The 14,185-nt window shown below is 61.8% G+C and carries 12 protein-coding genes; 8 read left to right on the forward strand and 4 right to left on the reverse strand.

The genetic code is table 11. The features are described 5' to 3' along the window. Positions 1-94: 94 nt before the first annotated feature. Both VNX23_RS16545 and VNX23_RS16550 read right to left on the reverse strand, forming a co-directional pair. Entirely contained in the window at positions 95-565 is a 471-nt protein-coding gene (locus VNX23_RS16545) for a hypothetical protein (RefSeq protein ID WP_325631731.1), read from the reverse strand. A 144-nt stretch (positions 566-709) separates the two neighbouring features. After that, a complete protein-coding gene (locus VNX23_RS16550) occupies positions 710-1,948 on the reverse strand; it encodes a tyrosine-type recombinase/integrase (RefSeq protein ID WP_325631732.1) in 1,239 nt (412 codons plus the stop codon). A 231-nt stretch (positions 1,949-2,179) separates the two neighbouring features. On the opposite strand from VNX23_RS16550, the gene VNX23_RS16555 reads away from it, so the two are divergent. The 8 genes from VNX23_RS16555 (at position 2,180) to VNX23_RS16590 (ending at position 11,312) form a co-directional block, all read left to right on the forward strand. After that, entirely contained in the window at positions 2,180-2,878 is a 699-nt protein-coding gene (locus tag VNX23_RS16555; RefSeq protein WP_325631734.1) for a GntR family transcriptional regulator, read from the forward strand. 27 nt (positions 2,879-2,905) lie between these two features. Continuing rightward, positions 2,906-3,682 (forward strand): SDR family oxidoreductase, encoded by a 777-nt coding sequence (locus VNX23_RS16560; protein WP_325631736.1) that lies wholly within the window; start codon positions 2,906-2,908, stop codon positions 3,680-3,682. 328 nt (positions 3,683-4,010) lie between these two features. After that, positions 4,011-5,168 carry an amidohydrolase/deacetylase family metallohydrolase gene (locus VNX23_RS16565; RefSeq protein WP_325631738.1) on the forward strand — a complete coding sequence of 386 codons (1,158 nt, stop codon included), beginning with the start codon at positions 4,011-4,013 and terminating at the stop codon, positions 5,166-5,168. 487 nt (positions 5,169-5,655) lie between these two features. Beyond that, positions 5,656-7,260 (forward strand): ABC transporter substrate-binding protein, encoded by a 1,605-nt coding sequence (locus VNX23_RS16570; RefSeq protein WP_325631740.1) that lies wholly within the window; start codon positions 5,656-5,658, stop codon positions 7,258-7,260. A 17-nt stretch (positions 7,261-7,277) separates the two neighbouring features. Then, positions 7,278-8,219 (forward strand): ABC transporter permease, encoded by a 942-nt coding sequence (locus VNX23_RS16575; protein WP_325631741.1) that lies wholly within the window; start codon positions 7,278-7,280, stop codon positions 8,217-8,219. Then, entirely contained in the window at positions 8,216-9,139 is a 924-nt protein-coding gene (locus VNX23_RS16580) for an ABC transporter permease (RefSeq protein ID WP_325631742.1), read from the forward strand. The genes VNX23_RS16575 and VNX23_RS16580 overlap by 4 nt, the downstream gene beginning before the upstream one ends. Before the next feature lie 29 nt (positions 9,140-9,168). Then, complete coding sequence (locus VNX23_RS16585; RefSeq protein WP_325631744.1) at positions 9,169-10,197, forward strand: ABC transporter ATP-binding protein; 1,029 nt, start codon at positions 9,169-9,171, stop codon at positions 10,195-10,197. Positions 10,198-10,316: 119 nt separating this feature from the next. Beyond that, complete coding sequence (locus VNX23_RS16590) at positions 10,317-11,312, forward strand: oligopeptide/dipeptide ABC transporter ATP-binding protein (protein WP_325631745.1); 996 nt, start codon at positions 10,317-10,319, stop codon at positions 11,310-11,312. Positions 11,313-11,544: 232 nt separating this feature from the next. Here VNX23_RS16590 and VNX23_RS16595 read toward each other — a convergent pair whose 3' ends face one another. Together VNX23_RS16595 and VNX23_RS16600 are read right to left on the reverse strand one after the other, a co-directional pair. Next, the gene (locus VNX23_RS16595; protein ID WP_325631747.1) at positions 11,545-11,778 is read right to left on the reverse strand and encodes a YbdD/YjiX family protein; all 234 of its coding nucleotides are present in this window, start codon (positions 11,776-11,778) and stop codon (positions 11,545-11,547) included. Beyond that, on the reverse strand, positions 11,771-13,855 hold the full coding sequence (locus VNX23_RS16600; protein WP_325631749.1) for a carbon starvation CstA family protein: 2,085 nt from the start codon (positions 13,853-13,855) through the stop codon (positions 11,771-11,773). Before VNX23_RS16600 ends, VNX23_RS16595 begins: the two co-directional genes overlap by 8 nt. Positions 13,856-14,185: the final 330 nt, after the last annotated feature.

The following is a 14,185-nucleotide window of genomic DNA, read 5'->3' on the forward strand; positions in this document are numbered from 1 at the left end:
AAACCGATAGGATGATTTATGTCGCGCGGAGCTTGTCGCAGACTGTCAGAACGCGACAAACTTTGAGTCGTGGACTGACAGAACGCGCGAAACTTCAAGAGCGCGCAGGTTGACCTTTGAGGAGTCCGGCAACTCGATCACGGCCAACGTGAGGGTGGCCCTCCGCTTCAAGCGCCTGATTGACCCTGCCCAAGATGGCGTCGGCTGCTTTATAGGGATGTGCTTCATCGCCAGGACGCTGCAACCCTGCAACGATCTCCGACAAGATTCGGTCGCTCTCTCGTTTTAGCCGGCTTCTCTCTGCGCGGGCTGGGGTCGTGCCCCGATGCTTGATGACGCTGACAGTGTTTTTGGATTCCGTGGCGAGAGAGCCAATTTCGAAGGCGGCCGCCAACGCGCGCGAGATGAGGGACCGCCTTTCTGCGCGTTTCTGTGCCGGACTAAATCCTGATTGTTCGAGCGCCTCGATCGCGGCGCAAAACCTGCTCAGCTTGCCGACCGCCCATTGCAAGGGTTCGCGATCGTCGATCTTGGACTCCAGGGACGTGTTGGCGGTATCGATCAAAAGCCGGACAAGGCCCTCTAGGTCAAGCTCGCCATAATCGATACCCATGTGCGCACCTCGCACAAGCACCTTTATGGTGCGCGCGGGAAACCGAGAGGTGCACCTCGGCTTGTCGGCTGGCCGGCCTATCCCTCGCGCGTTTTGTTATACCCGTATCGACACCACGTTGCTCTGGCGATCGTCGACGATGGCCGCAACGTGATCAGCCCAGCGGGCGAGCGCGGTCTTGATCTCGGCTTGGTACGAATATCGATCGTAAACCGCTGTAACGCCGCGCTGGTGGTGGCCGATCGCCAATTCTGCGATGTGCGGCGGCACGCCGAGCCGGCCCAGGCCGGAACGCATCGATCGGCGCAAATCGTGAATTGTCCAGGGTGGCAAGGCGCCGCCGGCGGCGGCAATTCGAGCGTTGAGTGGGCCTAGATGATAATTCCAGGCGTTAAAGCCCGCGGCACCGGCTTTGCCGAAGACGTACGGCTGCCCGGGCCGTCGAGGCGTTGTGCGCAGGATCTCGAGGGCCATTTCCGGCAAAGTCAGGACCAGCGCCCGGCCGTTTTTCGTGCGCGTGCCTGGGATTGTCATCACACCGGTCTCGAGATCGATCTCGTCCCAGCGAAGGTCGCCGACTTCTCCGCGCCTACACCCAACCAAGACCAACAGTTTGATGGCGCGGCCGAAGAGATCATCCGGACACGCACGCCAGATAGAACGTAACTCTGCATCGCTGAGCACACGCTCGCGGGCTCGGGCGCCTTTCCCGGGATTGTTGGTGGCGAGCACGGGGTTGACGTCGCACATCCCGGCGCGGATCGCCCAGCCGAACATCGCCGACAGATTGGCACGGCACCGGGCTGCGGCAATTCGGCCGTTATTGGAATGGACCGTCTGCAGAACGGCAGCCACGTCGGCGCGCGCGTGCGCAGCAGTCGCGATCGGAATGGAGTGCAGCGCCCGGCAATGCGATCGCAGGTATCGGCTCGCCGCTTGCAGAGACGCGGGGCGCAGCTCGCCCTTCTTGGCCGTGAGGTAGAGCTCGACCACCGACCCGACAGTCTGCTTGATGGCCGCGGCTTCCGCCCGAGAGCGGGCTCGATCGCCGGCGGGATCGGCGCCCAGCTCGACTTGCGCGAAACGCTGCCGAGCGATCTTGTGTGCGTCGACAAGTTTGATCTTGCGAACGTCGCCTAGGCTTTCACGGCGTTGCTGCCGACCCACCCGGTACTGGATGTACCAGCGCTTGGCGCCGGCGCGGATCCTAATTCCGAAGGACGGCAATGCCGCATCCCAGACGAAATGCTCGTCTTTGCCCTCGGGCAGCTCGAGCCCGGCAACGCTCGCATCTGTCAGTCGCAGGGCTTCCGGCTTACTCTGTCGTTTCGTCATCACAAACCTCTGGGAAGCATATGGGAAGCAGTCTGGTGCGTGATCTGCCGCTTCCCGCCCCGATCCGTCACGATAAGTGTAAGCATAAAGCCTTGTATTTCAAGGCTCCTGCGTCACCTGCGTTTTGTGCGGTTGAAAACGACGGGGTTCTGTGATCACAGTTAGAGTTGCAAAAGAAAGCGGGCTTGTCGAGTCCTCCTCGTCTTCAAAACCATCGCTGGAGACCACGCGTTGAATTTACCGGCGGCGCTCAACCTGGTCGAACCGCTCGACCGTCAGACGCTCGGTGAACGCGCCTATGCGCAACTCGCCGATCTCCTGATTTCCGGCCGCCTTGCGCCGGGCGAGCGATTGTCGCTGCGCACCGCGGCCGAGGTGCTCGGCGTCTCGATCATGCCGGTACGCGAAGCGGTATCGCGGCTCGTTGCCGACCGGGCGCTGGAAGTGATGCCGAACCGTGCGGTGCGCGTGCCGTTGATGTCGGTGGCGCAGTTTCGGGATTTGACCAAGGTGAGGATCGCGATCGAGGGCCATGCCGCAGCCCAGGCGGCGCTGCAACGAAACGACGACGATCTTGCCGCGATCGCGCGCGCCGAGGAGGCAATGCGGGCCGAGAGCATGAAGTCGAGGCCCGATCTGCCGCGCGCCGTCGAACTCAACAAGACGTTTCATTTTGCGGTTTACGAAGCGGCGCGCTCGCCGATCCTGGTGGAAATCATCCGCGCGCTCTGGCTCAAGGCCGGCCCGGTCATCAATCTCGATTTGCGTGCCAATCCCGAACGGTTGGCGAAGGGCGATGCGATCCGTTTTCACGCCAATGTGCGCAAGGCAATTGCCGAGGGCGATGCGGCGGCGGCGCAGGCGGGCATCGCCGCCGACATCAGCGGCGCGGCTGAGGTCATTGTTTCGCGCGGCGGGCTTTCGGGTTGACATTCTCGACGATAATTCGGAGCGATCATGAACCTCGACATCAAAGGCTTGCGCGTGCTGGTGACGGCAGGCGCCAACGGCATCGGGCTTGCGATCGCGCGGGCCTTCGTCCGCGAAGGCGCGCGGGTTCACACCTGCGACGTCGATGACGCGGCGCTGGCCGCGCTTGCCAACAACGATCCCTCGATCACGCAGACCAAGTGCGATGTTTCCGACCGTCGTGCCGTGAAGCGATTGTTCGAGGAAGCGAGCGGAAACCTTCGCGGCCTCGACGTGCTGGTCAACAATGCCGGCGTCGCCGGGCCGACGTCGAAGGTCGAGGAGATGAATCCCGAAGACTGGGACCGCTGTCTCGAAATCTGTCTCACCGGGCAGTTCAACTGCTCGCGGCTCGCCGTGCCTCTGCTGCGCAGGAGCAAAAACGCTTCGATCGTCAACGTCTCCTCGGCCGCGGGTCGGCTCGGCTTTGCGATGCGAACGCCCTATGCAGCGGCGAAATGGGGCGTGATCGGTTTCACCAAATCGCTGTCGATCGAACTCGGTCCGGACAACATCCGCGTCAACGCGATCCTGCCCGGGCTCGTCGCGGGAGACCGGCAGCGGCGCGTGCTTCAGGCCAAGGCGCAGCAGCGCGGCATTTCCTACACGGAGATGGAGCGCACCGCGTTCTCCTACACCTCGATCAAGGAATATGTGACGCCCGATCAGCTCGCCGACCAAATTCTGTTCATGTGCAGCCCGCGCGGCAAGACCATTTCAGGCCAGGCGATTTCGATCTGCGGCGATACCCAGATGCTCGGTTAGGGCATGATCCGGACCCGAAGGGCCGCGCTAGCGCAAAGTGGGAACCGGTTTTCCCTCAGCTAACAAACGCGAAAACGCGTTGGCGCTGAGATCATGCTCAACCAAAGAGATGAGATCATGATGCGATTTTAGTTAATCGCATCATGATTTGGGGCGAGCGGCTAATTCGCGTCGTCCTCGCCATTCGATTTTTGGAGATCGCGGCCGGGCAAAAAGCGGCGACATCGCCTGCCGCGAAAGGTGACAGCGATGCAACTATTTGCTCAATTATTTGCGCCCGGCCGAAATGCTCCGGTTGCTTTTGTCACCCCTTCATTCGGAGAACATGATGCCCCTTGATTTGATCCTGCGCGGCGGACGCGTTGTCGATCCCTCTCAAAAACTCGACGCCGTCACGGATGTCGGCTTCGCCGACGGCAAGGTGGCCGTAATCGGAAACGCACTGAAGGCCGAGCGCGGGACCGAGGTGCGCGATGTATCGGGTTGTATCGTCACCCCCGGCCTGATCGATCTGCACACGCATGTTTATTGGGGAGGCACCTCGATCGGCATCGACGCCGAGGAGTTCTGCCGCACCTCCGGCGTCACCACGGCGATCGATACCGGCAGCGCCGGCCCGGGCAATTTTGCAGGCTTTCGCAAGCACGTGATCGAACCGAGCCAGGTCCGCATCCTTGCCTATCTGCATGTTTCACATGCCGGCATTTACGCCTACTCGCATCGGGTCATGGTCGGGGAGAGCGAGGAAATACGTCTGATGAATCCGATCGACGCAGCGGAGGTCGCGGACGCCAACCGCGACCTGATCGTCGGCATCAAGGTGCGGGTCGGCCGGAACTCGTCCGGCACCTCGGGGATCGTGCCGCTCGAAATTGCCCTTGAGGTCGCCGACGCGGTCGGCATGCCGCTGATGGCACATATCGACCATCCGCCGCCGAGTTACGAGGAGGTGGTCAGTCGCCTGCGCCCGGGCGACGTTCTCACCCACGCCTTCCGGCCGTTTCCCAACTCGCCTGCCACCGCGCAAGGAACGGTAAAAAAGGTTGTACTGGAAGCACGCGAGCGCGGCGTCTTGTTTGACATCGGCCACGGCAAAGGCTCATTTGCCTTCAAGACCGCGCGCGCCATGCTTGCCAACGGCTTTTACCCGGACACCATTTCCTCGGACGTCCATATCCTCTGCATCAACGGCCCCGCCTTCGATCAGGTGACGACCATGTCCAAGTTCCTGTGCATGGGAATGTCGCTTCCCGATGTGGTGGCGGCCTCGACCGTCAATGCGGCGATGGCGCTGCGCCGCCCCGAGCTTGGCAGCCTCAAGCCGGGCAGTGTCGGAGATGCAACCATGATCTCGGTCAAGGAGGGCCGCTTCGACTACGTCGATGTCGTCGGTGAGCACCTGATCGGCGAGCGCAAGATCGTGTCCGAAGGCGTGGTGATCGGCGGTCGCTGGTGGCATCCGAAACCGTCGGCGAAATTCAGCTAATGTCCCGGTTCTGGCATTCGTGTCATGTTGCAGGGACACCAGTAAAATAAAAGCTTCTGGTGCGGTTTTGGATTTTTACATTCGCCATGAGGACTCGCGGTGATGCGACGCGAATGTCAAATCCGCCGCACTAACAGTCTGGCCAAGCCGGGCTGAAAGTGATGTGATCGGTTCGCAAAACGAATACTTGAATTGCCTTGTTCGACCAGACCCGCCGGTAGATCGGGGGCCGCTGGCACATCATTTGCAGACGACAAAGCCTGTTCGCCGTTGGCCGACCGGCTAGTGCGGTGAATTTTAAGTTCCTATCGGCATCGCGGCAAGTTCGTAATAGGAACTTCAAATTCAAAGCCGCACTAGAATCAACAAGTTGCTAGAGCTCCTTCGATTCCGAAGTTCGCATTAGACGTCGCCGCGATAGCTTGCGAACTTCGGAATCGGAGCTCTAGCTCGAGGCGCAATCGCGATTTTTGAACCGGAGGGCCCGATGGATCGCCGGACATTGTTGAAGGGATTGGCCGGAGCGGGAAGCCTGGCGGCAACGGGTGGCCTTTCCATGCCGGCGCTCTCGCAGGGGGCCGCCGCGCGCACCCTGCGCTTTGTGCCGCAGGCGGATCTTGCGAATTTCGACCCCATCTGGACCACGCAATATGTGGTGCGCAACGCGGCTGCGCTGGTGTGGGACACTCTCTACGGCTTCGACTCCTCGCTGCAGCCGCAGCGCCAGATGGTTGAGTCGGAGGAGACGTCGGATGACGGCCTGATCTGGACCTTTCGCCTGCGGCCGGGTCTCAAGTTCCATGACGGCGAGCCGGTGCTGGCCAAGGACGTGGTGGCGAGCCTGACCCGCTGGTCGAACCGCGATTCCATGGGGCTGATGCTCAAGGCGATCCAGAACGAACTCACCGCTGTCGACGACCGAACATTCAAATGGGTGCTGAAGCAGCCCTATCCGAAAATGCTGCTGGCGCTGGGCAAGAACAGCACGCCTTGCGCCTTCATCATGCCGGAGCGCATCGCCCGGACCGACCCGTTCAAGCAGATCAGCGAATATGTGGGCTCGGGCCCCATGAGGTTCGTCCGGAGCGAGTGGGTACCGGGCGCCAGATCGGTGTTTGAGAAATTTGCCGATTACGTGCCGCGGCAGGAAAAGGCGTCCTGGCTTTCAGGCGGCAAGCAGATGCTGTTCGATCGCATTGAATGGGTGGTCATCCCCGATCCTGCCACCGCGGCGGCCGCCTTGCAGAATGGCGAGGTCGACTGGTGGGAGAATCCGCTTCCCGATCTCGTGCCAGTGCTGAAGAAAAATCGCAATATCAGCGTCGACATCGCCGACCCGCTCGGCAACATCGGTTCATTCCGGATGAACCATCTGCACCCGCCTTTCAACGATGTGCGGGCGCGACGTGCGGTACTCACGGCGCTGAGCCAGGAAGACTACATGCGGGCGCTGGTCGGAGACGATACCTCGCTGTGGAAGCCGCTGCCGGGCTACTTCACGCCCAATACCCCGCTCTATACGGAAGAGGGCGGTGAGATCCTTAAAGGCAAGCGCGACTTCGATCTCGCCAAGAAGCTTCTGGCCGAGAGCGGCTATGCCAACCAGCCGGTTTCCTGCATCGTGGCGCAGGACCAGGTGATCACCAAGGCGCAGGGTGACGTCACGGCGGACCTCCTGAAACGCATGGGCATGAATGTGGACTTCGTCGCCACCGATTGGGGCACGGTCGGCGCGCGCCGCGCCCAGAAGGCGCCTCACAGCCAGGGCGGCTGGGAGATGTTCCACACCTGGCACGCCGGCGCGGACTGCGTCAATCCTGCCGTCTATATCGCCATTCGCGCCACTGGTGACAAGGCGTGGTTTGGTTGGCCAACGAGCGAGAAGGTGGAGGCTGAAGTCGCCGCCTGGTTTGCCGCCGGAAACCTCGATGAGGAGAAGGCTGCGGTCAGTCGCCTCAACAAGGCGGCGCTCGAGGATGTTATTTATGCGCCGACCGGTTTCTTCCTGAGTTACACGGCCTGGCGCAAGAACGTCTCCGGTATCGCAAAGGGGCCGCTGCCCTTCTTCTGGGGCGTGTCCAAGACCGCGTGACGGTGCGGTGAACCCTTATGGTTTCGTATATCTTCCGCCGCGTCCTCCTGACCATTCCGTTGATGGCGATCGTCGCGCTGTTCGTCTTCAGCCTGCTCTACATCGCGCCGGGCGATCCGGCGGCGGTGATCGCCGGCGATCAGGCGAGCCCTGCCGACGTCGAACGGATTCGCGAGAGCCTCGGCCTTGACCGGCCGTTCCTGGTCCAGTTCGGAACCTGGTCCTGGCGAATTCTGCACTTCGATCTCGGCACGTCGATCTTCACCAACCTGCCGGTCACCTCGTTGATCGCGCAGCGGATCGAGCCGACGCTTTCGCTGATGTCTCTTACTCTGGTCCTTACCATCCTCGTCGCGATTCCGCTTGGCGTGTTGGCGGCCTGGAAGGCGGGAACCTGGGTGGATCGCATGATCATGGCATTCGCCGTGTCCGCCTTTTCGCTTCCGGTCTTTGTGGTCGGATATGTCCTTGCCTATGTGTTTGCGCTTGAGTTCGAATGGCTTCCCGTGCAGGGGTATAGCCCGCTCGCCAACGGCTTCTGGCCCTGGCTACAGAACCTGATCCTTCCGTCTGTCGCGCTCGGCTGCGTCTACATCGCGCTGATCGCACGTATTACCCGCGCCTCCATGCTCGAGGTGTTGCAGCAGGATTATATCCGCACCGCGCGCGCCAAGGGCTTGGGCCAGCGCAATATCCTGTTCGTTCATGCGCTCAAGAACGCGGCCGTGCCGATCGTAACGGTGATCGGCATTGGGGTAGCCTTGCTGATCGGGGGCGCAGTGGTGACCGAAAGCGTATTCGCGATTCCGGGCCTCGGCCGCCTGACGGTCGATGCGATCCTGCGCCGCGACTATCCGGTCATCCAGGGCATCGTGTTGATGTTCAGCTTTCTCTATGCGCTGGTCAATCTGGTGGTCGACGTCACCTACACCCTGATCGATCCGAGGATACGCTATTGACCGTCTCGGCCACCAGCTCGGCGCCAGTGCCGCCCGGTCTCGTCGTCGCGCCGCAACTGCCGGACCTGTTGCTGCCGGTGAAAGTCCACCGCGGGGTGTTCGGCTTTCTGCGCAATAATCCGACGGTCGCGATCGGCGGCCTGTTGCTCCTTGGCCTGGTTTTCATCGGGATTTTCGCGCCCTACCTCGGGACCGTTGATCCCACCGCCTTGGCACCTGCAAAGCGTACGCGCCCTCCGTCCGCGGACTTCTGGTTCGGCACCGACGCACTTGGCCGCGACATCTATTCACGCGTGCTCTACGGCACCCGGGTCTCGCTGACGGTTGGCCTCTCGGTCGCTGTATTGGCCACGTTCGCCGGTCTTGTCGTTGGCCTGGTCTCGGGTTTCGTGCGATGGGCCGACACCGTCATCATGCGGTTCATGGACGGGCTGATGTCGATCCCGCCGATCCTGCTCGCGGTGGCGCTCATGGCATTGACGCGCGGCAGTGTCGGCAACGTCATCATGGCGATCACGGTTGCCGAAATCCCGCGCGTTTCGCGCCTGGTGCGGGGCGTGGTGCTGTCGTTGCGCGAGCAGGCTTACGTGGACGCCGCCGTCGCCTCCGGCACGCGAACGCCGATGATCATCCTTCGCCACATCCTGCCCAACACGCTGGCGCCGATACTGGTGCAGGCCACTTACGTCTGCGCCAGCGCCATGATCGTGGAATCCATTCTCTCCTTCATCGGCGCCGGCACGCCGCCCACGATTCCGTCGTGGGGCAACATCATGGCCGAGGGAAGAGCGCTGTGGCAGGTTAAGCCCTTCATCGTATTCTTTCCTGCCGCATTTCTGTCGGTCACCGTGCTCGCCGTCAATCTGCTCGGTGACGGCTTGCGCGATGCGCTCGACCCGCGCATGGCCAAAGGCTTATGATGCGCGGGCGGAAAAAGGGTCGCTAGCCGATGGCATTGCTCGAGGTCGAGAACCTGCAGACCCATTTCCGCACGCCTGAGGGCATCAACCGTGCCGTCGACGGCGTCTCCTTCCATGTCGACGAAGGCGAGACGCTGGCCATCGTCGGCGAGTCCGGATGCGGCAAGTCGGTCACCTCGATGTCGCTGATGCGGCTCATCCCCGAGCCGCCGGGCAAGATTTCGGGCACAATCCGGTTCCGCGGCAAGGATCTCCTAAAACTCTCCGATGCCGAAATGCGCGCCATCCGCGGCAACGACATTTCGATGATCTTCCAGGAGCCGATGACGAGCCTCAATCCGGTGCTGACCGTTGGCCGCCAGATCCGCGAGACGCTGCGATTGCATCAGGGGCTCGACAAGGAGGCCGCCGAGGCACGCGCCATCGAGATGCTGACCCTGGTTGGCATCCCCGAACCGGCGCGTCGCGTGCGCGAATATCCGCACCAGCTCTCGGGTGGCATGCGCCAGCGCGTCGTGATTGCGATTTCGCTCGCCTGCAGTCCGAAGCTTCTGATCGCCGACGAGCCGACCACGGCGCTGGACGTCACGATCCAGGCGCAGATTCTGCAGCTGATGCTGGACCTCAAACGCCGCGTCGGTGCGGCTGTCATCCTGATCACCCATGATCTCGGCGTGGTCGCCGAAGTCGCTGAGCGCGTCATGGTCATGTATGCCGGCCGCAAGGTCGAGGAGGCGCCGGTGGCCGAGCTTTTCCGCGCTCCACTGCATCCCTATACAAGGGGGCTGCTCGGCGCGGTGCCCAGGCTCGGCTCCTCGCTCACCGGTGCGGCACGGCGTCTCGCCGAGATTCCGGGACAGGTGCCCGGTCCCAGCCAACGCGTCGAGGGTTGCGCCTTTGCCGGGCGCTGTTCTCTTGCCACCGATCTTTGCCGTGAGGTGGCGCCGGGACTTGAGGAAAAATCCTCCCGTCACCTCGCCGCCTGTCATTTTGCACCTGGTGTGGCGGTTCAAAAGTCCGCATCATTATTGCCGCGAGGTCGTCATGCGGATTTTTGAACCAAAGCCACAGCAGATTAACTTGATTTGCCAGTGTCCCTTCGATTCCGAAGTTCGTAAACGTGGGTTCCGCAAATGATACGAACTTCAGAATCGGGACACTGGAAAGCTGCCGCGGCATGAGCGCCCCGCTGTTGCAGGTCAACGACCTCAAGAAATATTTTCCGGTTCGCGGCCCCCTGTTCAGCCGGAAGGCAAGCTGGGTCTATGCGGTGGACGGCGTATCCTTCGAGATCGGACGTGGCGAGACCCTGTCACTCGTCGGCGAATCCGGCTGCGGCAAATCGACGGTTGGGCGCGCCATCCTGCGCCTGTTCGACATCACCGCCGGCCAGGTGGTGCTGGATGGCCAACGCATCGACGATCTGTCAGCCGACAGGCTGCGCCCGATACGCCGACGCGTGCAGGTGGTGTTTCAGGATCCGTTCTCCAGCCTTAATCCGCGGCTGCGCGTGCGCGATATCCTGGCCGAGCCGATCCGCAATTTTGGCCTTGCCAGATCGTCCGCGGAGCTCGACGCGAAAGTCGCTGCACTGATGGATACGGTGCGGCTGCCGCGCGATGTGCTCAACCGACGGCCTCACGAATTCTCGGGCGGCCAGCGCCAGCGCATCTGCATCGCGCGGGCGCTCGCGGCAGAGCCGGACTTGATCGTCTGCGACGAGGCCGTCTCGGCACTCGACGTCTCGGTCAAGGCGCAGATCGTCAACCTGCTTTCTGATCTGCAGCGGGAATTTGGCCTGGCCCTGCTCTTCATCAGTCATGACCTCGCGATCGTCGAGCACATGACGCACCGTGTCGCAGTCATGTATCTCGGCAAGATCGTCGAGATGGCGTCACGGCATCAAATCTTCGCCGCGCCGAGGCATCCCTACACCAAGGCATTGCTCTCGGCGGTGCCGGTGCCGGACCCCGCGGCCCGCCGCAAACCGATGATCCTCAAGGGCGATGTCCCGAGCCCGATCAATCCGCCGAGCGGATGCCGTTTCCACACAAGATGTCCATTCGTGTTCGATCGCTGTCGAACCGAGGTACCGGAACTTCGCCAGATCGTGGAAGGCCAGTGGGCGGCGTGCCATCTCGATGAACTGCCCGAGGCGCCGGCTGCCGGCTAGGCGTGACAAGTTTGGTTGAACTGACGATGGAAGTAACTCCCTCTCCCGCTTGCGGGGGAGGGTTGGGGAGGGGGTATTCACTGCGAACACCGCGCAATTTTCAAAGTAGGCCCCCACCCGCCGCACTTGGCGAGTGCGGCGACCTCCCCCGCAAGCGGGAGAGGTGAACCGAACCAGTCCAACGAGCGCTCGAACCGCTGCTCAAGCGTGTCCGCCGGCCTGCTGCATAGCTTCAGCAGCAGGCTCTGAAGCGGCCTTTCCCGATCGCATAACGCGCTTCCTGACGCTCGCGGAAAAACTCCACATACGTCATGATCGGCTGGTCGGGATGTTTCGCCTGCCGATGCGCGACGTATGTCTCATAATCGGGAACGCCGATCATGAGGCGCGCGGTACGCGTGCTCCAATAGCGGGCGGCGCGCGCCGCACTGGCGGACCGGTCGAACAGATCCTGTAGCTCACGCATGGCCACCTCCCGCGCCCGCTCCGGCGAGCCCGATTTCCATGACGGTCGGACGCGGATTGCCGAGCGCCCGCCTAATGCTGATCAGGCCGTAGACCACAGTCGCAACCACCACCAGCACGAACACGGCTGCCAGCGTTGCATCGACATAGTCGTTGAATACGATCCGGCGCATTTCGCCGAGCGACTTCGCAGGTGCTAGTAACTGACCCGCCGCGATCGCGTCGCCATATTTGAGAGCGTGGCTGACGAACCCTACATTTGGATCGGGACTGAGTACCTTCTGGAGACCCGCGGTCGTCGTGCAGATCACGAGCCAGGCCGCGGGCACCATCGTCACCCACGCGAAGCGTTCACGCTTCATTTTGAACAGGACGACGGTGCACAGCGTTAACGCGATGGCCGCCAGCATCTGGTTGGCAGTCCCGAACAACGGCCACAGCGTCCAGATGCCACCCAACGGATCGATCACGCCAACGTAGAGAAAGTAGCCCCACAGTGCGCAGGAAAGCGCCGAACCGATAATATTGTTGGTCCAGGACGAAGTCTCCTTGAAGGCTGGAATGGCGTTGCCGATCAGATCCTGAATCATGAACCGGAGCACGCGCGTTCCTGCATCGACCGTCGTAAGGATGAACAGGGCTTCGAAGAGGATCGCGAAGTGGTACCAGATGCCCATCAGGGTGCGGCCGCCGAGGAACGACGACAGGATATGGGCCATGCCGACGGCGAGCGTCGGCGCGCCGCCGGTGCGCGACATGATCGAGTTCTCGCCGACGTCCTTTGCAACCTGGGTGATATCGGCCGGGGTCACCGTGAACCCCCATCCCGAGATCACTTGCGCCGCTTGCTCGGCCGTGGTGCCGATCAGTCCCGCTGAACTGTTCATCGCGAAATAGACGCCAGGATGGATGATGCTGGCGCCGATCATTGCCATGATGGCGACGAAGGATTCCATCAGCATCGCGCCATAGCCTATGAAGGCGATCTGGTCTTCGTTCTCGATCATCTTCGGCGTCGTGCCGGACGAAATAAGCGAGTGCCATCCTGAAACAGCGCCGCAGGCAACGGTGATGAACAGGAACGGGAACAGGTTGCCGGCCCAAACCGGTCCGCTGCCGTCGATGAATTTGGTCACGGCCGGCATCTGGAGATCGGGACGAACGATGAGGATGCCGATGGCAAGCAGCGCGATGGTGCCGATCTTGAGGAAGGTCGAGAGATAGTCGCGCGGAGCCAGAAGCAACCAGACCGGCAGCACCGACGCCACGAAGCCATATCCGATGATGATCAGCGCCAATGTCTCGCCTCTCAGATCGAAATAGCGGGCAAGCTCGGGCGCTTCGGACACGGTCTTGCCATAGATCAGCGCCGCGAGAAGCAATACGCAGCCGAGTACCGACATTTCGCCGATCATGCCCGGGCGGATATACCGGCTGTAAACTCCCATCAGGAGCGCGATCGGTATCGAACAGAATACCGCAAAAGTTCCCCACGGGCTGCCGATCAGCGCCTTGACGACGACGAGCGCCAGCACCGCAAGCACGATGACGCAGATCAAAAGAATCCCTATGCCTGCGATGGTGCCTGCCATCAGTCCCATCTCGGCACGCACGATGTCGCCGAGCGAGCGGCCATCGCGCCGTGTCGACAGAAACAGCACGGTCATGTCCTGGACCGCTCCGCCAAATACCGCACCAGCGAGAATCCAGAGCGTGCCCGGCAGATAGCCCATTTGCGCCGCAAGCACCGGACCGACCAATGGACCCGCGCCGGCGATCGCCGCGAAATGATGGCCGTAGAGGACGTAACGATTGGTCGGGACGTAATCGAGACCGTCATTGTGCCGGATGGCAGGGGTCTGCCGCCTGGCATCTACTCCGAGCGCCCGGTTGGCGACGAACAATCCATAGAACCGATACGCGATGAAATAAATGCAGGTCGCGGCGACGACGAGCCAGGCGGCGTTGACCGATTCACCCCGGTGGAGCGCCACGATCCCAAATGACAGCGCACCCAGAAGAGCAACGGCAATCCACAAGATTTTCGTCTGCGTACTTGAATGATTGATCGCATTCATGGATGTCCTCCCGCGCTGCAGGAAGCGCAACCGAACAATTTTCACCCTCGAGGCGACGTCAGATCGAGGCAAATATTGGCCGGATCCTTCCTTTCCGCACACACAACGGTCAGGGCATCACCAGGCTCGGAATGCCAATGGTCTCCGCCTGACGCTACAATTCTACGATCCTGCTTGTGCTTTGGAAAGGGATCGGGAGATGCGAGACAAGCTGGTTGAGCAAATTCGGCCGGCGAAGACCCGCTCAACCAGCCACACGTTACCGTTTGGCCATCGTGTTTTCGCTGCTGCGCAGCAACTGCGCCGGTCAGAGACGAGCGGACGTTGACC

The organism is Bradyrhizobium sp., from assembly GCF_035570375.1.
GTDB lineage: Bacteria > Pseudomonadota > Alphaproteobacteria > Rhizobiales > Xanthobacteraceae > Bradyrhizobium.